This window comes from Microcoleus sp. B5-D4, assembly GCF_036705145.1.
GTDB lineage: Bacteria > Cyanobacteriota > Cyanobacteriia > Cyanobacteriales > Microcoleaceae > Microcoleus.
In genome coordinates, this window is sequence record NZ_JAUBTV010000099.1 from 1 (window position 1) to 24,170 (window position 24,170).

General features: G+C 47.7%; 16 protein-coding genes. 7 read left to right on the top strand and 9 right to left on the bottom strand.

All coding sequences use genetic code 11. The features are described 5' to 3' along the window. Positions 1–3,531, top strand: a 3,531-nt coding sequence (locus QUB10_RS29485; protein WP_445300836.1) for an Ig-like domain-containing protein, incomplete at its 5' end; no start/stop codon positions are given. Positions 3,532–4,178: 647 nt separating this feature from the next. On the opposite strand, the gene QUB10_RS29490 is transcribed toward QUB10_RS29485, so the two are convergent. Further along, the gene (locus tag QUB10_RS29490; protein ID WP_333206757.1) at positions 4,179–4,802 is read right to left on the bottom strand and encodes a GNAT family N-acetyltransferase; all 624 of its coding nucleotides are present in this window, start codon (positions 4,800–4,802) and stop codon (positions 4,179–4,181) included. Between the two features lie 1,724 nt (positions 4,803–6,526). Between QUB10_RS29490 and QUB10_RS29495 the strand changes: the two genes are divergently transcribed. Together QUB10_RS29495 and QUB10_RS29500 are read left to right on the top strand one after the other, a co-directional pair. Continuing rightward, positions 6,527–10,051: a response regulator gene (locus QUB10_RS29495; protein WP_333206758.1), complete on the top strand. Its 3,525-nt coding sequence runs from the start codon at positions 6,527–6,529 to the stop codon at positions 10,049–10,051. Between the two features lie 547 nt (positions 10,052–10,598). Next, complete coding sequence (locus QUB10_RS29500) at positions 10,599–11,045, top strand: hypothetical protein (protein ID WP_333206759.1); 447 nt, start codon at positions 10,599–10,601, stop codon at positions 11,043–11,045. Between the two features lie 373 nt (positions 11,046–11,418). On the opposite strand, the gene pheS is transcribed toward QUB10_RS29500, so the two are convergent. Beyond that, the gene (gene pheS / locus QUB10_RS29505; protein WP_333206760.1) at positions 11,419–12,423 is read right to left on the bottom strand and encodes a phenylalanine--tRNA ligase subunit alpha; all 1,005 of its coding nucleotides are present in this window, start codon (positions 12,421–12,423) and stop codon (positions 11,419–11,421) included. A 379-nt stretch (positions 12,424–12,802) separates the two neighbouring features. Continuing rightward, complete coding sequence (locus QUB10_RS29510) at positions 12,803–13,987, bottom strand: transposase (protein ID WP_333206761.1); 1,185 nt, start codon at positions 13,985–13,987, stop codon at positions 12,803–12,805. A gap of 145 nt (positions 13,988–14,132) precedes the next feature. Here QUB10_RS29510 and surE point away from each other — a divergent pair, with 145 nt between their 5' ends. Next, positions 14,133–14,939 (top strand): 5'/3'-nucleotidase SurE, encoded by an 807-nt coding sequence (gene surE, locus QUB10_RS29515; RefSeq protein ID WP_333206762.1) that lies wholly within the window; start codon positions 14,133–14,135, stop codon positions 14,937–14,939. 127 nt (positions 14,940–15,066) lie between these two features. Continuing rightward, entirely contained in the window at positions 15,067–15,465 is a 399-nt protein-coding gene (locus QUB10_RS29520) for a hypothetical protein (RefSeq protein WP_333206763.1), read from the top strand. A gap of 252 nt (positions 15,466–15,717) precedes the next feature. On the opposite strand, the gene QUB10_RS29525 is transcribed toward QUB10_RS29520, so the two are convergent. Next, positions 15,718–16,938 carry an LL-diaminopimelate aminotransferase gene (locus tag QUB10_RS29525; protein WP_333145692.1) on the bottom strand — a complete coding sequence of 407 codons (1,221 nt, stop codon included), beginning with the start codon at positions 16,936–16,938 and terminating at the stop codon, positions 15,718–15,720. Between the two features lie 225 nt (positions 16,939–17,163). Beyond that, positions 17,164–17,490 carry a thioredoxin family protein gene (locus QUB10_RS29530; RefSeq protein ID WP_015177073.1) on the bottom strand — a complete coding sequence of 109 codons (327 nt, stop codon included), beginning with the start codon at positions 17,488–17,490 and terminating at the stop codon, positions 17,164–17,166. A gap of 144 nt (positions 17,491–17,634) precedes the next feature. Between QUB10_RS29530 and QUB10_RS29535 the strand changes: the two genes are divergently transcribed. Continuing rightward, positions 17,635–18,387: a biotin/lipoate A/B protein ligase family protein gene (locus QUB10_RS29535; protein ID WP_333206764.1), complete on the top strand. Its 753-nt coding sequence runs from the start codon at positions 17,635–17,637 to the stop codon at positions 18,385–18,387. Between the two features lie 283 nt (positions 18,388–18,670). Here the strand turns inward: QUB10_RS29535 and QUB10_RS29540 are convergent, their stop codons facing one another. The 4 genes from QUB10_RS29540 to psaK form a co-directional block, all read right to left on the bottom strand. Then, positions 18,671–19,459 (bottom strand): DUF928 domain-containing protein, encoded by a 789-nt coding sequence (locus QUB10_RS29540; RefSeq protein WP_333206765.1) that lies wholly within the window; start codon positions 19,457–19,459, stop codon positions 18,671–18,673. Between the two features lie 38 nt (positions 19,460–19,497). Next, positions 19,498–21,447 carry an adenylate/guanylate cyclase domain-containing protein gene (locus QUB10_RS29545; RefSeq protein WP_333206766.1) on the bottom strand — a complete coding sequence of 650 codons (1,950 nt, stop codon included), beginning with the start codon at positions 21,445–21,447 and terminating at the stop codon, positions 19,498–19,500. 81 nt (positions 21,448–21,528) lie between these two features. Next, entirely contained in the window at positions 21,529–22,725 is a 1,197-nt protein-coding gene (locus QUB10_RS29550; protein WP_333206767.1) for a site-2 protease family protein, read from the bottom strand. A 182-nt stretch (positions 22,726–22,907) separates the two neighbouring features. Continuing rightward, positions 22,908–23,192: a photosystem I reaction center subunit PsaK gene (psaK, locus tag QUB10_RS29555; RefSeq protein WP_333206768.1), complete on the bottom strand. Its 285-nt coding sequence runs from the start codon at positions 23,190–23,192 to the stop codon at positions 22,908–22,910. Positions 23,193–23,325: 133 nt separating this feature from the next. On the opposite strand from psaK, the gene QUB10_RS29560 reads away from it, so the two are divergent. Beyond that, positions 23,326–23,973 carry a phosphoribosylanthranilate isomerase gene (locus QUB10_RS29560; RefSeq protein WP_333206769.1) on the top strand — a complete coding sequence of 216 codons (648 nt, stop codon included), beginning with the start codon at positions 23,326–23,328 and terminating at the stop codon, positions 23,971–23,973. The last annotated feature ends 197 nt before the right edge of the window (positions 23,974–24,170 follow it).

Consider the following 24,170-nt stretch of genomic DNA (forward strand, 5'->3'; position numbering starts at 1 on the left):
ATCGCCTCTTACACCATCAACACCCTGCCCTCACCAGACCAAGCAGTCCTGTTTTTAGGAGATCCAGCCAACGGCGGTGTACCAGTGACACCAGGCCGAGTCCTGACTCCTCAACAGTTGCAGCAACTATATTTCCAAACGACGGGCAGCTTTACAGGAGCAAATTTCACCTACAGCGCCACAGACAACAGCGGCGCCTCCAGTCCCGCTGTCGCTACTGTGGCGGCTATCTTGCGGCCGGGGGCGTCAACTCCCACACCAACCCCAACTCCAACTGACAACCAACCACCCTTGGCCAACAATGCCAACTCCAGCCTCGGGCCCAACAGCAGCAGGTTAGTCACGGGATTGGGAGGCCGCGACCTCGACCCCGACGGGTCGATCGTCTCTTACACCATCAACACCCTGCCTCCAGCAGACCAAGCCGTCCTGTTTTTAGGAGATCCAGCCAACGGTGGCCAACCAGTGACACCAGGCCAAGTCCTGACTCCAGCACAGTTACAGCAACTATATTTCCAAACGACAGGCAACTTTACAGGAGCCACTTTCACCTACAGCGCCACAGACAACAGCGGTGCTATCAGTCCAGTCGCTACCGCGACTGTGGCTGGACTGATAGGGCCCACACCAACTCCAACCACAACTGACAACCAACCGCCAGTTGCCAACAATTCCAACTCCAGTCTCGGGCCCAACAGCAGCAGGTTAGTCACGGGATTGGGAGGCAGCGACCCCGACGGGTCGATCGCCTCTTACACCATCAACACCCTGCCCTCACCAGACCAAGCCGTCCTGTTTTTAGGAGATCCAGCCAACGGCGGTGTACCAGTGACACAAGGTCAAGTCCTGACTCCAGCACAGTTGCAGCAACTATATTTCTTCACGACGGGCAACTTTACAGGAGCCAATTTCACCTACAGCGCGAAAGACAACAGCGGTGCTATCAGTCCAGTCGCTACCGCTAGTGTGGCTGGACTGATAGGGCCCACACCAACTCCAAGCACAACTGACAACCAACCGCCAGTTGCCAACAATGCCAACTCCCGCGTCGGGCCCAACAGCAGCCAGTTAGTCACGGGATTGGGAGGCAGCGACCCCGACGGGTCGATCGTCTCTTACACCATCAACACCCTGCCTCCAGCAGACCAAGCCGTCCTGTTTTTAGGAGATCCAGCCAACGGTGGCGTACCGGTGACACCAGGCCAAGTCCTGACTCCAGCACAGTTACAGCAACTATATTTCCAAACGACAGGCAACTTTACAGGAGCCACTTTCACCTACAGCGCCACAGACAACAGCGGCGCATCCAGTCCCGCGGCCGCTACTGTGGCGGCCATACTTCCAACTGACAACCAACCACCAGTTGCCAACAATGCTAACTCCAGGCTCGGGCCCAACAGCAGGCAGTTAGTCACGGGATTGGGAGGCAGCGACCCCGACGGGTCGATCGTCTCTTACACCATCAACACCCTGCCTCCAGCAGACCAAGCCGTCCTGTTTTTAGGAGATCCAGCCAACGGCGGTGTACCAGTGACACCAGGTCAAGTCCTTACTCCTCAACAGTTGCAGCAACTATATTTCCAAACGACGGGCAGCTTTACAGGAACCAAGTTCACCTACAGCGCCACAGACAACAGCGGTGCCACCAGTCCTGCTGTCGCTACTGTGGTGGCTATCTTGCAGCCGGGGGCGTCAACTCCCACACCAACGCCCACACCAACACCGGCATCGCCGATCGTCTCAAATCCGATCGGAGAAACAGATACCGACTGTTTGTGTCAGCCCATTATTGAAAAACCGGGAATTAACTTTGCGCCCCCGCAGCAACCACCCGCAGTTGGATTTGTCCGGCCTATTTCACAATTTTCCGAGGGACAAACTACTAAAGGAACGGGCGGCGATGACTTAATCGTAGACACCAAAGGCAACCAAAAAATTGTCGGTTTTGAAGGCAACGATCTGCTTTTAGGTGAAGATGGCGCGGACGAAATTTACGGCAACGAAGGCAATGACAGGATTTTTGGGGGCATTGATACCGATATTGTTTACGGAGACGAGGGCAACGATATCGTATTTGCAGGCAAACAGAATGACTGGATTGCTGGCGACTTAGGCTCTGACTCTCTGTTTGGAGATCTAGGTGCCGATACGATTTTGGGAGACAACGGCGGCGATAACTCTAGCAGTGATCAAAACAATGGCGATTTGATCTTCGGAGGCAATGGTGCAGACCTGATTAACGGCAACGAGGGCGACGATACCATCCATACCGGCAAAGCTGACGATATTGCCCTTGGAGGTAAAGAAAATGACCTGCTTTGGGGTGAACTCGGCTCCGATACGTTGTTTGGTGGCATCGGCTCCGACAGCTTGTTTGGGGGCATCCGCGACCAAAGAGCCAGGGACTCCCAGGGACGCGACTTGCTGTACGGAGGCTTCGGTAATGACTTCCTCCACGGCCAACAAGACAACGATACGCTCGTTGCAGGCAAAGATAACGATCGCGCTTACGGAGGTAAAGGCACTGACATCATCTACGGTCAATTAGGCTCCGATACCCTCTACGGCGGTGAAGGAGCCGATACTCTCCTCGGCGACAGTGGCAGTTCCCAGTCCATCGGGGATATTGGGGAACAAGACTTAATCTTTGCCGACGGCGACAACGACATCATCGGCGGCGGTCACGGTAATGATACCGTCCAAGCAGGTAAAGGCAATGATTGTGTTTGGGGTGGCAAAGATAATGACCTGATTTGGGGCGAGCTCGGCTCTGATACCCTTGTTGGCGACAGCGGCGACGACACCATGTACGGCGGTGCTCGAAGTCGAGTTCAAGATGTTGGCGGCCAGGACTTGCTCTTTGGCGGCATCGGTGCTGATGTGCTGTTCGGCGATGAGGGTGACGATACCATCAGTGGCGGTCAAGACAACGACTTGATTTACGGCGGTAAAGCTAACGACCTCATACAGGGAGATCGGGGTGACGACTTGATTTACGGCGGTGACGGCAGCGATGAACTCTGCGGTGGCGAGGGCAACGATACCATCTATGGCGATCGGGCTGATAACCGGGCTGTCTCGGTGGGCGCAAACGACCAGCAAGACTGCATCAACGGCGGTGATGGCGATGACTTGCTCTACGGCAATGAAGGTCAAGATACTATCAACGCAGATGCTGGCAGCGATACTCTGATTGGTGGTAAAGATAACGACCTTCTCAATGGGGGCGCAGGAGATGACTGGCTGTTTGGCGACTTGGGCGAGGATACTTTAATTGGAGGTATTGGGTTCGATCGATATGTGTTGAGTGCTGATGGCGGCATTGATACTGTCATTAACTTCGAGGTAGGCGTCGATAAGTTTGTTTTGACCGAGGGGCTGAGTTTCCAGCAGTTGCAATTTAGCGCCACTCCGAACGGTACGTTGCTGCAAGTAGCAGGAACCGATCGGGTTTTAGCGAATCTGGTTGGGGTTCAGGGGGCGATCGGCTCCTCGGATTTCCTATCAGAGATCTTGCGCTTTGAGGGTTAGAATTGGTGGCGAAAGTCCCCTGTTCTGGCGAACAAAACGCCACAGCAGATCCGAACTTCTGTGGCGTTCCTCACAATACTCAATCGGGGGCTTGAAACTTTGTTGCACTCGGCTTTTGTCATGGCTCTTACAGTGGCTTTTTGTCCCTCTCTAAAATGCTAAAAAATAAGGGTGTATTCCAGCCGGATTTGGTATAATATCAAATCAGTTAGCCTTGGGATTATTCATAAATCTCTTATTATCCGCGTGAATCAGCATCAATCCATTGTCATCTGCGGTTAATAAATTTTCTTTTTAAAACCGCAGATGTGGGCAGATAAACACAGATTAACGCAGATTAATTCGATTAATTCCTGTTGCAGCGTCCGTGATTTTTGACTTGTTTTTACGCCCGACGAGGCGACGGGAGTTGATATAACTTTGTATGGAGTTTTTCAGGTGTTCCCAGGTACACAAGGGTTGGTAACAAATAGTGTTTACTAGCAACTAATTTTATTGTGTTTTGCGATCGGGCTTAAGAGTGAACTAAAATTCATCACTAATTCCCCATTCCCATTCCATTGATTCACAATAGAAGGAAAGAAGAGCTATTTTTTCCTTTTTCTTGGCGAAGCCCCAATTCCCGATAATCAATTCAAATACTTAGCTTAGGATAGCGATATCTGCTTGCGTAAAAACAGCCGGCGCGGCTGCCCCAACAGCCAACCAGTCCAATTCCAATCCACCTGTTGCAAGCGATAGCCGGCTTGATAGTACAACTGTCGCGCCGCGTGATTATTTTCCAGAACGTGGAGGTAAATCTCAGAAAATCCCCATTCTCTGGCTGTCTCCTCGCAGTTGCTGAGCAATTGTTGAGCAACTCCCTGCCGCCGGTACTCCGGGTGAACGGCTAAATTCGACAAATAAGGATAGTCAGAATTAGGGATTTGCCAAGGAAAGCGAGAACGCAGAGCCATTTCTACTGTTCCTGTTATGCGCTGATCTCGGTGCGCCCTATAATTCTGCGTTCCCTCCTCGCGCGAGACTAGCTCAGCAACCAGACAAATGTAATGTTCTGCCTTAGAACGCAGTCGATTTTTTAAATCTTCGTAAATGCCCAAACGCAACACTGGATACACCCATTCTACAAACCCCTCGCGGGAGTGAAAGCTCATGGCTAAAATATCCGCTAGCTGCGTTAAGTCGTTGGGCGCAGCCACCCGGATCGAAAAACCAGACAGTCCGGGAGTTTGTTGTTGGTGAGATGGTGAGGAAAAAAATGAAGGATTCACAATGCCAGGCCACTATATTAATTTTTTTACGCGGGTTTCTAAGCTACCCTCTTAGAAAATTCACTGATGTTATACTGATCTTATAACGTAACTTATAGGCATAGTTTATTAGCCAGATTAAATTACATTTTTTGGTGCTTGACTTTAAGTAGTATTTGAGGTAAATAGGAAATTTTTAGCATTTAAGACTCTAGTTATGAAAAAATAAAACTCATCCCCTAATACTAGATTTGTGGATAAGCTATTTAGCCTTTAAATTGAAGCTTGATCCCTGGCTTTGGGCCGGCATCACAAGAGTTTAAGTAAACAGTAGCTTACAAATTAAATGCGCGACAGCTTAGCGGGCAAGGTATTAAAAACAATCACAAAGGTTTTAACGTCAGGTTCCCGGAATCTTACCGCTCTCTGCTTACGGAAATACCCGATCGAATATAATTTATTCGTCAAGCGGTAGTTGAAAAACTCAACGACTGACCATACTAACACCGGGCGCACTGGCGCGTCGGATGTTCCCCGCCGCTCCCCGACCTGGCACCCCAGCTTTCAGCAGTTCTGGGCTATCCATCGCCCATCCCCGATCGAACCGGCCTTACCTGTTGAGCTACTGGGTACTTTTCCAACCTCCAATTTAAATTTGGATGCCTGGAAACTGTCTGCAGGGGTTTTCCCCGTCGGTTCGATACTCTGCTGCGCGCGAGACCTTCAAAACCTCGATCGAGCTGATTGACCCTGCCCAAAAACCGATATAAGCCACCGACACTCGTCGTGGACAGATCAAAATTTTAGACCCTAGTTCAAGCTCCGCGATTCATCTGTGGAGTAAATCTCAAATCTAAAATCTCAAATCTAAAATCGACCGATCGGTTTCCACAGAGTACATCCCTAGCTAAGATTAACAGATGGATGCTCTATCTTGCGGTGTTTCGCCACAGTAATTGGCTTGGGCGTTGGTCTGCAGGAGGCACAAAAAATGCCGAGATCGGGGAAAAAAGTGCAAGTCTAACTAAAATGGTACAGCAATTGCGTCACTCCCACAGACACCTCTGTGGTCTGTGGGCCACCCCCGAATATCAGTCAGGGGCTAGGCGCCGGATTGTGGTCGGTATCCTTGGCTGACTGTTAAAGTTGCTATTACTTGTGGGAAAAAAACACAGGCGAAGATGTTGATTGTCTATTGTATCTTGCTGCGGGCCGCTTTCACATACCAAATAAAATATTCCCCGGAGCCAGTATCTAACATACATTTGGCAAATAAACTCACAATCAGGACGCTTATTCCTATGTATTCTGAGATATCCAGACGGCAGTTAAAATGGCTAGATTTGTGTTTGCTCTCCTGCTGCATAAAGGTAGGGGGGAAAAGAAAATTATCGGGAGACGAGTTTATGTGAATATCATTAAATAATAATAAAATTGGGGTGCACGACAGATAACTGTGGCTCAGAAGAATTCCGAATTGAAAACCCAGACATCAAAAATCAAGGTTGATGCTTGCCTCGCAGACTCACAACAACTTCATATCGACGAATTATTGTGATACCTTTTTCCCAAAATAATGGCACTCTAGGCAAACTCCCAATCCTTATGTCATCAGTCATTCGCAATCGTCGAAAATCGAAAATCGAAAATCGAAAATGGTATGACTTCAGTAAGTTAAATCGGCGAATTCTTCCCTTAATCAGACTTATTAAATCGAACAGCCCCGGGGCACAGGAGAACGGTGCATGAATTCCCAAGAAAATCCTAAACTAAAAATTCTGATCGTCGATGACGAACCGGATAACCTCGACTTGCTTTACCGCACCTTCCATCGAGACTACAAAGTGCTCAGAGCCGAATCTGGCCCCGCTGCTCTCGAAATTTTGGCAAAAGAGGGAGAAGTTGCGGTGATTATCTCTGACCAGCGAATGCCAAAAATGAGCGGTACGGAGTTTCTCAGCCTGACGGCGGCTCAGTACCCCGACGTGATCCGAATTATTTTAACTGGCTATACGGATGTTGAAGATTTAGTTGAAGCTATTAACGCTGGCAAAGTATTCAAATACGTTACCAAGCCTTGGGATGCTCAAGAGCTGATCAATCTTGTCAGTCAAGCTGTTGAGACTCACAATCTTCTGAAAACGCGCACCAATGAACTGCGCCGTGCTTTGAGCCAAGAATCGCTGCTTTATGCCGTTACCAATACTATCCGATCGGCTCCCAATTACCAGCAAATGCTGCAAAGAATTGTGGAAACTGTCGGGCAGATGTTTGAGGTGAGTTGCTGTCTGCTGCGGCCGTTCCAAGACGGCCGAGTTGCCGATGAGTGGTTCGTTTACCAGAAGGCAGAAACTCAAGGGTTGGGGGGCGATGAGGCAGCGATGCCCGGTGATGCTTCTGCTGCGGAACTCTCCCCGGATTTGCTGCCGGATTTGGTTTGGGAAACTCTGGATGTGGAGGTGATTCAAGATGCCCAAACTGACGATCGAGTTTTAAACTGGGATAATCAGCAACGACGGCAGGCTTACGAAGCTGCGAATATTCGATCGAGCTTGATCGTACCGCTGTTTTACAAAACCGAACTGATGGCAGTCTTGGCGCTGCACCAATTTGAGGAACCGCGCCAGTGGCAAGACCACGAGGTACAGTTGGTAATTACCGTGGCAGACCAAGCGGCTTTGGCGCTTTCTCAAGCCCGGGCTTACGAACAGGTGCGGGCGCTGGCCAAGCGCGAGGCCTTAGTCAATACTATTACTACGGCAATTCGATCGAGTCTCGATCCCCAAAATATTTTTGCAGCCATTACTCAACAACTCGGCCAAGCTTTGCAAGTTGACGGCTGCGCCCTATCTCTGTGGACAGAAGATGATGAATACGTCCAATGCGTGGGGCTATACGACACAGATAGGGATACCGTGGCTGTAGAACAGGGTTTTATTGATAATCCAGAGCTAGTTGCGAACCCTCTGGGCTACGAGACGGCTTCTGGCGATGCTGCTGCTAACACTCGCGCCTGGGTTTTTGCCCATCCTTCTTTACCACAGTCTTTGGTGCCGATTCGGGGCAATCCGGTGTTGCTGCAAGTTATGGTATCAAAAGAGCCGGTGGCGATCGAAGATCTCGACGAACACCCCGAGTTAAATGTTACAGAACTGCAAGTTCGATCGCCAGCCCGCGCCCTGTTAGTCGTTCCCTTACTCTCAGAAGGCAAAATCATCGGCAGCATTTCCCTGCGCCAAAATCACAGCATCCGCCGCTGGAACATCTCAGACATTGACCTGGCTCAAATAGTCGCAACTCAAGCTGCTCTGGCCGTGCAGCAGTCGCGCCTCTACCAGACTACCAGACAGCAGGCAGAACGGCTTCTGGAAGCCGATCGGCTCAAAACCGAATTTTTCCAAAATATCTCCCACGAGTTCCGCACGCCTCTAACTCTAACTATCGGCCCTCTGGAATCAGCTTGCAGGCGCCAAGAAGACTTGCCCTACGAACAAGCCGTAATCGCTTTGCGTAATTCCCGCCGCCTCCTGCGCTTGGTAAATCAACTGCTGGACTTGCAGCGGCTCGATGCCGGACGGATGCAGCCAAGTTTTCGTCCCTGCGATTTAGTCGGTTTCTGTTACTCTACCGCAGAGTCGTTCCGCGCCTACTGCGAGAAAAAAGGACTGCACTTAATTACCCAACTGCAAGAATGTCCTTTACTTTATTTGGACTTGGAAAGATTTGACAAAGTTATTTACAACCTGCTGTCAAATGCTGTTAAATTCACCCCAGAAGGGGGCACTATCACCCTGAAAGTTGAATCGGCCGGCGCTCACTGCCTGTTACAAGTAAAAGACACGGGTATCGGCATTCGCACCGAACAAATTCCCTATTTATTCGAGCGGTTTCACCAAGCCGAAGGTTCAGCTAGCCGTTCCTACGAAGGCAGCGGCTTAGGTTTGGCACTTGTCAAAGAATTAGTCGAACTCCACGGCGGTCAAATTTCAGTTGAGTCAGTTTACGGCGAAGGTACTACTTTTACCGTTTGGCTGCACTTTGGTTCGACGCACTTGCCCCCGGAACAGGTACTAGAAATACCTGCGGAGTTTCACTCATCCAAAGCTGCGGTGGAACTGGCAGATGTGGAGGCGGATTTGTCGGAAAATGAGGCAGAAAATCATAACTTTGAGGCGCTCGATCCTGTCCGATCAGAAACAGCAGTGGGAACGGTTTTGGTAGTTGACGACAATCCTGATTTGCGCTTTTATGTGTCTGCAATTCTGCGAGATTCCGGCTTTGCAGTTTTGCTGGCCCGCAACGGAGAAGAAGGATTTGCCGTGGCTAAAAAACGTCGCCCTAATTTAATTATAACTGATTTGATGATGCCTTTAATTTCGGGCTTGGATTTGATTAAGATGATTCGAGAGGATGAGGAATTACAGGGAACTCCGGCAATTTTGCTGACTGCTAAAGCCGACGAAGATACTCGAATTGAAGGAGTAGAACGGGGTGCGGATGCTTATTTGTCCAAGCCTTTTAATGATCGAGAATTGTTGGCGGAAGTGCGGAATTTGATCGCTCTCAAACAAAACGAGCGCCGAGTGCAGCAGTTGAACAGTTATTTAACTGAGTCGGTGCTGCGCCGATTTTTGCCGCCGGCGATGGTGAAGGCTGCAGCGGCTGGAGATTTGGCCTTAGATTTGCGCCCGGAACCGCGATTGATTACTATTTTGTTTAGCGATATTGTCGGTTTTACTCAAATGGCAAATACGCTGCGCTCGCGCCGGGTAGCTGAGCTGTTGAATGAATATTTGGCGGCAATGACTAAGGCTATTTTTGACAGCGGCGGTACGGTGGACAAGTTTGTTGGAGATGCGGTAATGGCTTTCTTTGGCGCGCCGGAGGAATTAACGCCTAATGAGCAAGTACGCCGCGCTGTGGCTGCTGCTGACCAAATGCTGCGAGCTCTCAAGGAGCTTAACAAGGGCTGGTTGGAGCAGGGAATTGTTGGGGAAAATGGCGTGCCTCCGGTGCGGTTTCGCTGCGGAATTCACCAGGGTACTGCGGTGGTGGGGATGTTTGGCGGCCCCGATCGATCGGATTATACTGCGATCGGGCCGAGCGTGAATATTGCCGCCCGCTTGCAAGAGGTGACGGAACCAAACACGGTGCTAATTTCGGCGGCGGTTGCAGATTATGTTGAGGAAAATCGCATTGTTAAATATAAGCCTTTGAAACTAAAGGGAATTGATGAAACGGTATTGACTTTTTTACTAAATTGTGATTAGTCATTAGTTGTTTGTTAAGTATTATATGTTGATATCCCACACACAATCTCGGAAACAACCTATTCCTAAATACAGCCGATTTCAACTGAGTGAAGTACCTTCACCCCACCCGCCCCAAGGCTGTTTCATATCGATTCCGGTGCAACCGGAATCGATATCAATTGTTTAATCTTTAATCTAAAATTTACAATCGACTCACCAAAGTTCAAGATTCCAAATGGCTGCTGGGGAGTCAAATCTAAAATCTAAAATCTGAAATCTAAAATCTAAAATTGACTGACTTTCCTTAATCTATTGTTTAATCTTTAACCTAAAATTTACAATCAACTCACCAAAGTTCAAGATTCCAAATGGCGGTTGTGGAGTCAACTCTAAAATCTAAAATCTAAAATCTAAAATCTAAAATTGACTGACATTCCTTGCTTCCATCTATCAAAAGAGGGACATTTTTTAACCGTTGGTCGGCGGATAACCTCTCTCTAGAGAACGGTTCAGCCGATCGCTCTGATCGAGTAGAAATAGAATGTCATATCTGATTGTGTATTGTATGAAACTGAATTCTTTTACGAAACGGCTTTCGACTGTCGGGCGCTGGATGGCTACAACTGTGCTTTGCGTGTCAGCGATGGCCTTCGTGTGGTCTGGTGCGTTCTTCTCCAACACCGCTGCAATGGCATCTCCTGCTGTAAACTTGATCGCAGCAGCAGATGCGGGCGATACGGTGCAAGAAAAAGCCAGCAAAGATGCTGGACGAACCAAGAACTTTATCCGAGATACAGAAGAGAAGGTTAAGGAAACTGCCAAGACAAATGCTGCTAAAGTCGATCGAGCATCGGAGGATGGTAGTGTAGTAGAGCGCAAAGCTAAGAAAGATGCGGCCACAATTGAGAAAAGAGCATCGGAAGATTCAGCTCGGACTCAGAAAGCAGTAGATAATACCAAGAATGCTGTCGAGAGCGCTGTTGACAGCATCAAGGGTGTTTTTAGCAAGTAGGAAATAAATAAGTAGGTAAGTGCAAAGTCCTTGTCTACTTAAGTAAGCGGGCATGAATAAACTGATGTGAGGGGGCGGGTTTTGACCTGAAAGAAGTCGGATAGCAAGAGTTACTTGCACTCACCCGCCCACCATATCTTATGGTTTTGTGGCTCTTGTCTGCTTACTTGAAACTGCAAAATTGATGTAGCTTAAGCAAAATCTCTAGAGGGTTTGTAGAGGGAGCATCTCAATGAAAGCAGCCAAGCCCAAAATTGGAGTTAGGAGTCAGGAGTCAGGAGTCAGGAGAAAAGAGGAAGAAGGAAGGAGCCAGAAGAAGTGTTTTTACAAATATGAGATGCTCCCGTTTGTAGAAACGACCCCCAACCATGCTTTAAAATTGCCGCAAAAAGCGCAAGTCGCTAGCATAAACCCGGCGAATGTCGTCGATTTCATAAAGTACCATTGCGAACCGCTCGACACCAAAACCGGCCGCAAACCCAGTATATTTTTCTGGATCTAAACCCACTCCTTTAAGTACGTTAGGATCGACAGTTCCGCAGCCCAAAACTTCCAGCCATTTGCCGTTCCACTGCAAATCCACTTCGGCCGAAGGTTCGGTAAACGGAAAGTAACTCGTGCGGAAACGAATCGGCAAATCTTGCCCGAACATTTGCCGCAAAAACTCTTTAATTGTGCCTTTCAAGTCAGTAAATGTCAGACCTTCATCAATTGCTAAAAGTTCAATTTGGTGGAAAACTGCTGCGTGAGTAGCATCGACAGTATCGCGGCGGTAAACGCGGCCGGGAGAGACAATCCGAATCGGCGGTTTGTGCTGTTCCATGTAGCGAATTTGCACTGATGATGTCTGAGTCCGCAGTAAGTCGCCGCCTGGTAGGTAAAATGTATCTTGCATATCCCGCGCTGGGTGGTCTGGCGGTGTGTTCAGCGCCTCGAAGTTGTAATAATCTGTTTCCATTTCCGGGCCGTTGGCGACGGTGTATCCCAGGCCGACAAAGATATCCAGAGCGCGGTCTATGACGGCGTTTAAGGGGTGAACGCGGCCTTGGGGGCGGCAAATCCCCGGCATGGTGACATCGATGGTTTCTGAGGCTAATTTGGCTTGGATTTGGGCTGTTTGGAGGGCGGCGCGCTTGTCTTCTAAATCTGCTTGCAGGGCTTCTTTGACTGTATTGGCGATCGCACCTACTTTGGGCCGCTGGTCTGGCGACAGTTTGCCCATCATGCCTAATATTTGAGAGAGTTGGCCTTTTTTGCCGAGGTAGCCGACGCGCAACTGTTCGAGTTGTTCGAGGGTATTGGCACTGGCGATCGCACTTTTGGACTCTTGGCCGAGGGTTTCTAGTTGAGTTTCAATGTCGCTTAGCTGGACAGTCATTTTGATTTTAGATTTTAGATTTTAGATTTTAGATTGATGGCAGTTTTGGGCCAAGTTGAGTTTACCGCAATTTTGCCTCTTCAGCTTGTTGATTTTAGATTTTAGATTTTAGATTGATGGCAGTTTTGGGCCAAGTTGAGTTTAGCGCAATTTTGGCTCTACAGTCTGGTAGATTTTAGATTTTAGATTTTAGATTTTAGATTGATGGCAGTTTTGGGCCAAGTTGAGTTTAGCGCAATTTTGGCTCTACAGCCTTGTTGATTTTAGATTTGAGATTTGAGATTTGAGATTTTCGGTAGTTAGGGATAATTTGTAATAAGTAATTCGATGTTAGAGCGATCGCCCTAGTTGAATCTAGTTTAGTATTGTTTTGACATACTCACCGCCCTAAAAATGCGGTGATTCTTGACGCTTCTTTGGGGTCTGCTACTGAAGTAGTCTTACGTCCCCTCTGCGTCCGTTTAGAGTCGTGGCAATGCCCTATCCCGACTTTATTTATATTTTTGGCTGCGTTCTCATCTCTATCGTGAGTTGTACCGCAGCTTAAACAGGTAATAGTTCTGACTTTGAGGTCTAATTTACCCCATCGATAGTCACATTTAGAACAGACTTGGCTTGTAGGTTCCCACCGGCTAATTACCCTAAACTCCCGACTAAGCTTGTCGGATTTAGCTTCACAGAACTCGCGAAATTCTCTCCATCCTTGAGAGCTAATCGCTCTAGCTAAGCGCCGATTCTTAACCATGCCCGACACGTTGAGGTCTTCCAAAATAATCACTTGGTTTTCGTTGACTATTTTGGTTGATAGTTTGTGCGAAAAGTCTTTGCGGGTGTCAGTAACAAGATTGTGCAACTTTGCAATTTGAATGCGGGTCTTCTGACGGCGTTTTGAGTCTTTTTGTTGCCGAGCCAATCTGCGCTGCAACTTCTTGATTTTGCGCTCCCATTTTGAGTAGTCTGGACTTTTAACCTGCGTTCCGTCGCTGAGAGTAGCGAAGGTTTTTAAACCCAAATCAATGCCAATTGAAGGATTAATGGGCTCTAAATCTTGAGGTTCTACATCTACTACAAAACTTAGAAAATACCGATTGGCACAGTCCTTAATTACTGTTACCGAACTTGGTTTTGAGGGCAATTCCCTAGACATAATAGGACTGACCAACCCTATTTTTGCCAAGTAAACTTGAGCTCCTTTAATAGAAAATCCCGACTTAGCAAACTCCGCTGATTGATTATTGGTCTTCTTCTTAAACTTAGGCGCTCCAACTTTACCCCCTTTTCTCTTGCCATTATGGGAATCAAAAAAGTTCTTGTAAGCCGTGGCTAGATGCCTCAAAGACTGCTGCAAAGGAACAGACGAAACCTCGTTTAACCAAACTCTTGATTCGGTCTTTTTGGTACTGGTTAATAGTGCAGATAGTTGGTTGTAGTTTGGTAGTTTATCAGCAGATTTGCAAAAAGCTAAGGCATCATTCCACACCACTCTCACACAACCAAACAACTGAGCTAAGCTCAATCGCTGTTGGTCTGTGGGGTAGAATCTGTACTGATATCTTGCTTTCATCGTCCAATCTGTCAGCCTCGTTTTTATGGTACAATATATTACACTGAGAAAGCAACAAATATCTGGGAAAAATACAATACTAAAAGCCGTCCTAGAAGGACGGGGTTTTAGACCCAATTTTCTGATAAGGCCTATAAAAATTTCAATGAAACTTTTAATTAGCAACGACGACGGCATCTTTGCACAAGGCATCCGCAGCCTCGCCAACGCTCTCGCCGCCGCTGGCCACGATGTGAGTGTAGTTTGTCCCGACAGAGAGCGCTCCGCTACCGGCCACGGCCTTACCTTGCACCAACCCATCCGCGCCGAAATTGTCGAATCTATTTTTGAGCCAGGAGTCCAAGCTTGGGCCTGTTCGGGTACTCCCGCCGACTGCGTGAAACTTGCTTTGTGGGCTTTACTTGACAAACCGCCGGATTTTGTCCTTTCCGGTATCAATCACGGGCCCAATTTAGGCACGGATATCATCTGTTCGGGTACGGTTTCGGCCGCAATGGAAGGAATTATGGAAGGCATTCCCAGCATTGCTTTCAGCCTCGCGAGCTTTACTTCGCAGGAATTTGGGCCGGCGGTGGATTTCGCTGTCAGCTTGCTGTCACAGTTGGAAAAACAGCCAATGGCGAAACCGATGCTGTTGAATGTCAACATACCAGCAGTCTCACAAGCAGAAATTACCGGAGTTGCGATCGCCCGTCAAGGCATTCGCCGCTATTTCGACATATTTCAAAAGCGCACAGATCCGCGCGGCAAAACTTATTATTGGCTGGCTGGCGAATTGTTAGAAGATGTAGAAGAAATCGCCGATTCGGCGGTGCCACATGATATTCCTACAGACGTACAAGCTATTCGCGACAACAGAATAACCGTAACTCCCTTGCAATATAATCTCACCTGTGCTCCCGACTTGCACTCGTTACGGGATTGGCAATTTGAAGGTTTTCCCAAGGATTGAGCTCCGATCGACCCGATTGGAGCGGTAAACTAGGAATTAAGGAAAAGTGCCTCTCAAGGTCTATACCTTAAGCGTTAACACAGGCTACCAATTACTTGTTAGTTTTTTTTACTCAAGAAAAACAGTTATGAACGCTCCCACCTATAACACTCATTCTGTCACTTGCCCGATCTGCAACCGTTCCAGCGTCGTAGGCCCAGTCGGGATGGTCAGTGGACTATTCACTTGTCCCCATTGCCATTCTCATATGGTAATTAGCTGGAGCGGTCATTTTGTGCGCGATCCTTTTAGTCTCAAACAACTGACGGTGGGAAAGATGCTCAGGCGCGAGAGCAGACCGTTAGCTCGCCTTCAGCGGGACTTTGGGCTGGGTAAGCCTTTTCCGCTGATTGCAATTTTGGGCAGTGTGGTCTTTTTCGGGTGTGCGCTCGCGGCTACGGAACAATCGCTACCCCGACAGAATTCACTTCAAGGATTTTTAGAGTGGGTGAGCGGATCTGGTAATTCCGAAGATGTCTCACGTTAACATTTCTTAAGAAAGATTGTGACAGATACTGCGTGCAAATATCTATTCCTTTAGGTATAAATCACACTATTTTAGAAATTGCATCCATCTTGATCTACGGGTAAGCACTTAGACGGGATGCCCTTCTTCCTGTGCCCAAAAACGTCAAAACCCCAGTCCGGCAGGGGTTTTAACCCCTGCCTCAAAGCTCAATTCTGGTGGGCGTAAGTCTCACGAGGGTGTTTTGGGTTAAGTTGACAAATATCACATCGCTCAATTTAGAAACTCAGCAATTTTTCTAACTGCTGCTTCCAAAATTGCTGGCGACTCGACTAAGGCAAATCGCACGTAGCCTTCTCCTGATTTCCCGAAACCGGCACCGGGGGAAGCTGCGACTCCTGTACTCTGTACTAGCTGAGTGCAAAATTTCACGGAATCTTGAGCCCAAGGTTCCGGCAGTTTCGCCCAGACGTACATGGTGGCAGGGGGTACGGGTACTTGCCAGCCGATGCCCTGTAGCGCGTTTACAAAGGCATCCCGCCGTTTTCTGAAGGTTTCTACGCTGGTTCTGACGGTATCTTGAGGGCCGGTTAATGCGGAGATCGCTCCGTTTAAAATCCCTCGGTATTGGTTGAAGTCCACTGCGGCTTTTACCTGTCGCAGCGCTGCAATTAGTTCGGAATTGCCGATCGCATATCCGACTCGAAAACCTCCCATACTGTAGGATTTGGATAGTGTAAAAAACTCGATCGCCACACTCTTATCTCGATCCGCCTGAAAGATTGACGGCGCCATCAATTTGCGGTTTTCCTCGATCCCAGAGGGCGGGCACGGGGGCACCGCCCCTACAGAATCGTCAAACACCAAATCCACATAAGGGAAATCGTGAACTAAAACCAGCCGATGTTCCCGACAAAAAGCCACAGCTTTCTCAAAAAAAGCAACCGGGGCGATCGCAGTTGTAGGATTGTGAGGATAGCTCAAAACCATCATCTTCGACTGAGCCAGCACTGCTGTCGGAATATCTTCAAATATCGGCAAAAACGCATTTTCTGCTAATATCGGCATCGGATAAATTTGACCGCCAGCCAAATGCACACCGCCCGCGTGGGAAGGATAGCCCGGATCGAGCAGCAAAGCAAAATCTCCAGGGTTGAGTACAGCTAAAGGCATATGCGCCGTGCCTTCTTGGGAACCAATTAATGGCAGCACTTCTGTTTCTGGATTGACTGCAATCCCAAATTTTTGCTCGTACCAAATAGCTGCTGCTTCCCGAAAATCTCTTGTGCCATTAAACAGCAAATAGCCGTGGGTGCTGGTGTCGGACAGAGAATGTGCGATCGCATCTGTAATATGAGCAGCCGCCGGCAAATCCGAAGAACCCAGAGACAAGTCAATCACATTTTGCCCCGCTGCTCTAGCTTGAGCTTTTGCCCGATCCATATCGGCAAATACATTAAATTGCAGTGGTTCTAAACGTTTAGCAAATTGCATATTTTCTATAGTTTTGTGGAATTTTAAGGAATATTTTTATCCGAGCTAAATTATTTTTTATATGGCATTTTTATTGACTTTGTGATTTTTTTTAGTAACCGCAGAGAGCGCAGAGGGCGCAGAGTCAGAGAGGAATATCGAGGAGAAAAGAGAGATGTTAAAAAATATTTGCGATTTCTATAGTTGTAAGTTGGGAGTTGGAAACTCCCGAATCATTTCCAAACTTTATAAGTGAGCGTCGAGCAAACCGACCAAAGTTTGTTTAGTAATAGCTCCCTCGTGAGACAGCACTACTTCGGCATTTTTAAACAGCCTGAGAGCTGGGACTCCTTCTACTTTATACTGCTTGACAGTATTAGGATTGGGGTCAATTTCCATTTTAACCACTTTCAGTCGATCGCTGTAGTTGGCCGCCACCCAGTCTACCGAAGGCGCGATCAGTTTGCAAGGCCCGCACCAACTCGCCCAAAAATAGGCAAGCACTGGTTGCTCTGCTTTCAGGACTTCTGTTTCAAATTTTTCGTCGTTAATGACAATTACACTGTTGCTCATGGTTCTGCGATTATTTTTTCTATTTATTTCTAAAGCACCGGCGGGGGTGAAATTTGCACCAACTTAGAAGACAGGCCCAAAAAACTGTTACTAATTTTAAAACATTCTGCGAATTATTGAGTAGAAACTAAGGACTCGCGACTGATGGCTCATTCTGTATGGCGTTTAATTCCACTGTTGTCGGCGTCTGGTAGCGTGCAGATGGCGATCGACCAATGGCTACTGGAACAGCATCTAGCGGGCAAACATCCACCAACTCTGCGATTTTACACTTGGCAACCGGCGGCGATTTCCTTGGGCTACCACCAGCGCAGGTGGCCGGAGTTTTGGCAGCAGTTGTCTTGGGAGGGAATGCCTGTGGAGTTGGTGAGGAGGCCCAGCGGCGGGCGCGCCGTGCTGCATCAAGGGGATTTAACTTATGCAGTTGTGGCGTCGGGGTTTGGAAGCAGCCGTATGAAAGCTTATCAGACTATTTGCGAGTTTTTGATTGAGGGTTGGAGGGCGATGGGTTTGGATTTGCAATACGGGGAAGCTGGAAGGGGTTATATTCACAATCCGAATTGTTTTGGTACTGCGACGGGTGCGGATTTAGTTACCGCTGATGGTTGCAAGTTAATTGGTAGCGCGCAATTGCGACGGGGTGATGCTATTTTGCAGCACGGTTCGATGCGTTTGCAGCCGGATGTTTGTTTGTTTTCTCAAGTGTTTGGGGAGGAATTAATTCCTGTGCAATTACCTCTATCTGAAGGGGGAGATGATTTGATTGCCACTGTAATTGATGTTTTGAGTGCGGCGGCTTGTCGCTGTTTTGGGATTGAGTTGGAGGTGCAGCCACTTTCGGATCTGGAATGGCAGGATATTTTGGAATTAACAAGTAATAAGCTGTTTCACATTTAACCTCCATATTTGGGGGCGGGCTTTCCTGCCAGCTTTTCGGAACAGCCAAGATGGCCGTTCCACAAGAGATTTTTGGAATAATTATTGTGGGGGATGTCAAAAAGTCGGCCGCCTTTTGGGAACAGCCAAGATGGCCGTTCCACAAGAAAGAATTTTTATTGTAGAACAGCCATCTTGGCTGTTACTGATACAAGTTAAAAACTTGTACACTTCTTTTTATTAAAACTCTTCTAGCCCGTTGCTCTAACGTTGCCAAAAAAGTTAAATTTATATGCAGTACAGCTTATGGCTGTGGCTGAGTTTGAACGATCGGCTCTTTGGCAATTTCGCCCAATTTTACAGAATCCAGCAAGCTTTCCCAATCAGCCTTGAAGGTTGTATCATTAGGTTGATCGCGGCGAGCGGCAGCTAGGGTGCTGAGGGCATCTTGCCAAATCCCATTTTCAGCATAAATAACGGTTTTCTGGCGCGGATCTGCCTGATCTAATTGACGGCGGATATCTGCACTGAGTTCAACTCGCCGTACAGTACCGCTTTCGATCTGATCGCTCGATCGGTCTTGAGAGTCGCAAATCACTGTAAAATTCCAAGTGTAACTTTTGCCTACTTCCAAGGGTGGCACATTTTGGTTAGCGGGGATACTAACGCCGATCACCCCTGATAAATTGCTAATTGTGAGATCCTGTTTATAAATCTGCTTGCCGCTTGGATCTTGTAGGATAAATTCGGCTGATTCGGCCTCTGTTTGAGGCAAGTAGAAAAAGAACGTTGGATAGTCGGAAACAGTCCGTCCCTTCTTATTTGTAGGCACTAAGGCTGTGACACCTAACTGACTAATGCTCGCGCAGCCGCCGCCGCGCACAGGCCGTCCCGGTTGAGTGGGGGGCAGCTCATCTATATCTTCACGGGGCTGAATGAAGCGCGGCCCTCCCGGTATAGGGTTTGGTGGGCGGTCAGGTGTGTTTATGCTGGGCTGTCCCACAACTGCCAATTGAGAAATGTTAAGTGTGGCTATCAATACTATTGAGCCAACTGATATCAGATTGATGAGAAACTTAGTAATTGTTTTCACATTAACTCCATGAATTTGTAGGGAGAGATTCTCTCTTTTTATTTCTTTTTCCTTCCCAAAATCCGGTAGACATTAACTTTTTGTTCCCTGCCTCTTAACGGTAAAGCTCCCCAAGATTCTACCTCAAATTTGTCCGCCAGATGCAGAAAGGTTTCTTCTGCAATCAATATCCGGCAAGAGTCCTCGTGGCGATCCTTTTCGCAGCTTTCCAGGCGAGAGGCAATATTTACGCTGTCGCCGATCACTCCATATTCTAAACGGGTTGTGCCTCCCAGACTACCCACCATCACAGGCCCTGTAAAGATGCCTACTCGCATTTTTACGGCCGGTAAACCGCGTGTGAGCCAATTTTGATTCATTTCTGGCAAGCGCGAACTTATAGCTAAAGCGCAAGATACGGCGAGGCGAGCATCTTCTGCAATTTCTTCGCGAGTGGTGCGCGGAATGGGTACGCCAAATACTGCCAGCATTCCATCTCCGGTAAATTTATTAATCACGCCTTGATGTGCTTGGACTTCTTGGGCCATTGCTGATAAATACTCATTTAACCAACTCATTACTACTTCTGGCGCTAGTTTTTCGGAGATTGTACTAAAACCCTGCAAGTCGGTGAGGATGATGGTAGCAGTAACTTTTTGACCGGGCAATAACCCTGATTCGAGCAGATGGACGCGCTCTTTCCACAAGGCATTTGCGATCGCGGGTGAAGTTTGTTGTCCTAATAATTTCATCACAATCCCTTGCTGTTGCCTCGACTGCTCGTATTTATAGGTGACTGTGACTCCTGCGGTGATTAAAAGGGCCATAGCAGGAGAAATTAGAGGTATCCACCCCTGTTGCATGAAGAGGAAAAAGGTAAATCCGAATAATGAGCCGCCAGCTACGATCGCACTTCCCATCAAATTCAGCGATTTTTCTAGCCGCCAAGCTAAACAGCCACCCACTGCACTCCACACAGCGATCCAGAGAATTTCTTGCCATTCGTCCCAATACCAAAATAGCCCTTGGCCGTCTAAAACTGCACTGAGAATTTGGCTGGTGGCAGTTGCGTGAATTAATACCCCAGGCGTCGGGATATTACCGTTTTTAGTAGCGCTGTAAGGGGTAGAAAAAATATCTTTTACAGTTGGGGCTGTCACCCCGATTAAGACTATTTTACCTTTTACCAATTTGGGGTCAACTTTGCCCTCCAAAACTTGAGTTATGGTCACGGTTTCTGCTATCTTTTTAGGAGAGCGGTAATTGAGCAATATTTGATAGCCTTGGGCAGGAATGTTCTGATAACCTCCTGAGTTTGATCGCAACTTGGAAAAAACTGTTTTATTTACTAGAAATTCATTGTCTTCTGTGGCTTTAGATTCTATTTTTTGGCTATCAAAATATGCAAAAGCTAGCCGGGATGGAAATGAATAAAACGTGTTTTTACCATCGCCAATAGACATCACATTACGACGCACTATACCATCTGGATCGAGATACAAATCGTTAAATCCTACCCGCTGGTCGGGTATGTTGGGAGGTGGCTGCACTCGATCGTACTTTAAGGAGCCGATGAAGGTAATGGGAAATACTTTGGGGTTTTTCAGTTGAGTTGCTAATTCTGCAGTCCCCGGTTCGTAGGGAATATCACGAATTATATCGAGACCAATAGCTGTGGGTTCCAAACGCGCTATTTCGGCGATCGCTTTTGCTAAAACGCGATCGGAAATTGGCCATCTGTTTAAAGCACTAATGTCCCGATCGGTGATTTCAACTATCAGCAACCTGGGGTCAGGGCCGCGATCTTGCCCCAACTGCACCATGAGGTCGTAAGCATTTAATTCTAGTGGCTGCAAACCGCCTAAATGCCTCACTCCCAATAGAGTTCCGGTCACGACAATCCAGATGATAGCAACAGGTTGCAAGTCAGCGTTGGGGAATAAATAAGTTAAATTTTTCCCAAGTCCCTCCGCAAATTTATGATAAATTCTCTTAAAGAATTGGGGCATAAAATTTAGTGTTTCAACCCTGAGTCACAAAGTATGCTACATCTTAACTGATCGCTGATGCCCCTTACTGATGCCAAATTTTTAGTTTTCTTGTGCGGTTTTGGCGATCGCACTTAACTGCAATCCCTGCGGATAGCTGTTTTCTTCTTTGCTGCGCTTGATGTCGGCCATTGAAATCTGTGGTTTGAGGTATTTTGCTAAAACTTTAACCACGTCGCCCCGATCGATCGTCCCCACTACTGAACCAATCGGCGAGAGGACGATGATTCGGGGGAGTTGACGGGCTTCCATGCTGTTAATTACTTCTGCGAGGGATGCTTTTTCGGAGACTGTGGGGGTTTTTCCCAGGGGTTTCAAAATGTTGTGCAAAGTCTGAACTTGCCATTGGCTGCGTTCTGTGAAGCGAATATCGTCGATCGACACTAAGCCCAAATCCCGGCCGTTGGTCGCAGCAATGTAAAATGGAAACGGATTGACTTCTAACAAATATCGATCGGCAAATTCTCGCAGAGTCAAATCTGCATCTACAACTCGAAACTCGCGGCTCATCGCATCGCTGGCTTTAATTTTGAGCAGGGCTTCTTGCAGCGAAGTAACTTGGCTATAAGCACTGGCATTGCGAATGCCAAACCAGCCGATCAGCGCAATCCACAAGCCGCCGTACTCGCGCGCTAAAAAGCATAAACTCAGACCCAAAGCAACAGCCAGCCAACCTAAAACTTGTCCTGTTTTTGCCGCCCAGCGAACGCCGGCAAATCGAGAGCCGGTGATTTTCCAAATAGCTGATTTTAAAACTTGTCCTCCATCCAAAGGCAGACCGGGAATTAAGTTAAATAATCCCAAAACGAGATTGATTAGTGCTACCCTTTCAGTGACAATTCCTAGCAAACTTTTCGGGGGAAGAACTTGAGAACCCAAACCGAGGATTAAAAACAACGCAAAGCTGACTAGAGGGCCGGCAATAGCTACTTGAAAAGCTTGACCGGGAGTTTTGGATTCCGAGTCGATCGAAGCTACTCCGCCAAATAAGAATAAGGTAATAGAATTAACTTTAATGCCTTGCGATATCGCCGCCAAGCTGTGTCCGAGTTCGTGCAAGAGCACGGAAGCAAACAGTAGCAGAGCTATTGCTAACCCCGCACTCCAAGAGAGTGCAGGCCCCCACAGGCGGTAACTGCTGGCGTATTCGCGGGTTGCTAAGGCTAAAATTATAAACCACGAATAATCTATAACTAGGGGGATGCCAAATAAAGAGCCGATTCGCCAACCTGTCTGCATGAAGTTTCCTGGGAAAGGAGAGCAAGAAAGAGTTTCTATTATAGCAATCCTAAATGAGTCGTAAACTTTTTACCCCACCCCAACCTCCCCTTGGTAAGGGGAGGGAGTAAGAAATTCCCAAATGATTTAGGATTGCTGCTATATATCTTTTCTACCCCTTGCCTTTGCCTTTCCCCTGATTTTTACAGAACTCCGGCGTTACCCAAGCCCAAGATTACTCCGGCTCCGAGCAAGTGGCCGAAGCTGGCTGTTGCCAGCAATTCTGGTATGCCGAAGCCTTTGAACATTCCAGGGAGTGCAACGGGTAAAGCTGGGCCCTTGCCTCGGTTTTGCTTGGAGATGCCGTAGTAGCCGATCGTGATCGCCAGCAAATTGCATAAAATCATTGTCAGTCCTACCAGTGGCGACCACTCCGGTGTTGAGGGAGCGGTAGATTGTACGGCTAACAGCAAAGATGAGGTGATCATGTTCTTATCTCCTGATTTCACAGATAAATTGATTTCCAAAATTATAAAAAGCGGTTTGCATTAAACTAAGATTTGTTTTAATAGTTAACAATTCGTTGATATTTTGATACAAATTCGGAAGGGAGGACGAGGATTGCGGGTTAAAATTTGCGGAATCACTAAATTAGACCAAGGAATTGCGATCGCCCGCTTGGGAGCCCAGGCTTTGGGGTTTATCTGTGTGCCGGCTTCCCCCCGCTATGTCACCCCAGAAACAATTCGCCTGATTGTCGAGCAGTTGCCGAAAAATGTCGATCGCATCGGCGTTTTTGCCAACACCACAATAGAAAATATCTGTCAAGTAGCGGCAGAGTCAAATTTAAGCGGGGTGCAGTTGCATGGAGATGAAACAGCGGAATATTGCGATCGACTGCGGGAGTTTTTGCCGGGAATTGAAATTATCAAAGCCCTGAGAGTTAAGACTCCTGAAACTTTAGCCACCGCTGCTGTTTATGCTGTTCGTGTCGATACTTTACTGCTGGATGCTTACCATCCAGGGCAATTGGGCGGTACTGGTAAAACGATCGACTGGATGATGTTATCAGAGTTTAGACCGCCGTGTCCTTGGCTGCTGGCGGGCGGTTTAACACCCGATAATATTTTAAATGCAATTGATAGTGCGATCGGCAATAACTTCAGCGGTGTTGACCTGTCTAGCGGCGTAGAAATAGCGCCGGGAGATAAAGATTTGACCAAAGTTGCTCAGTTGTTTGCTAATTTAAGTCAACTTGCTCATCATTGATAATTGGCAATACGAAATTCGCGCTTTTTATCCGATTCATTCTGTAGTCTGCGTGGGCGAAGTCTGCCTTATACAAGGCAGACATCGTTTCTACAGTAGCGGTTTCAACCGCAGTTTATGCCGTTTAGGATCGCGAATTAAATAACTTACAATTTTAATTGTTATTGTGGGATGGGCGTCCCGCCCGTCCAAAAAGG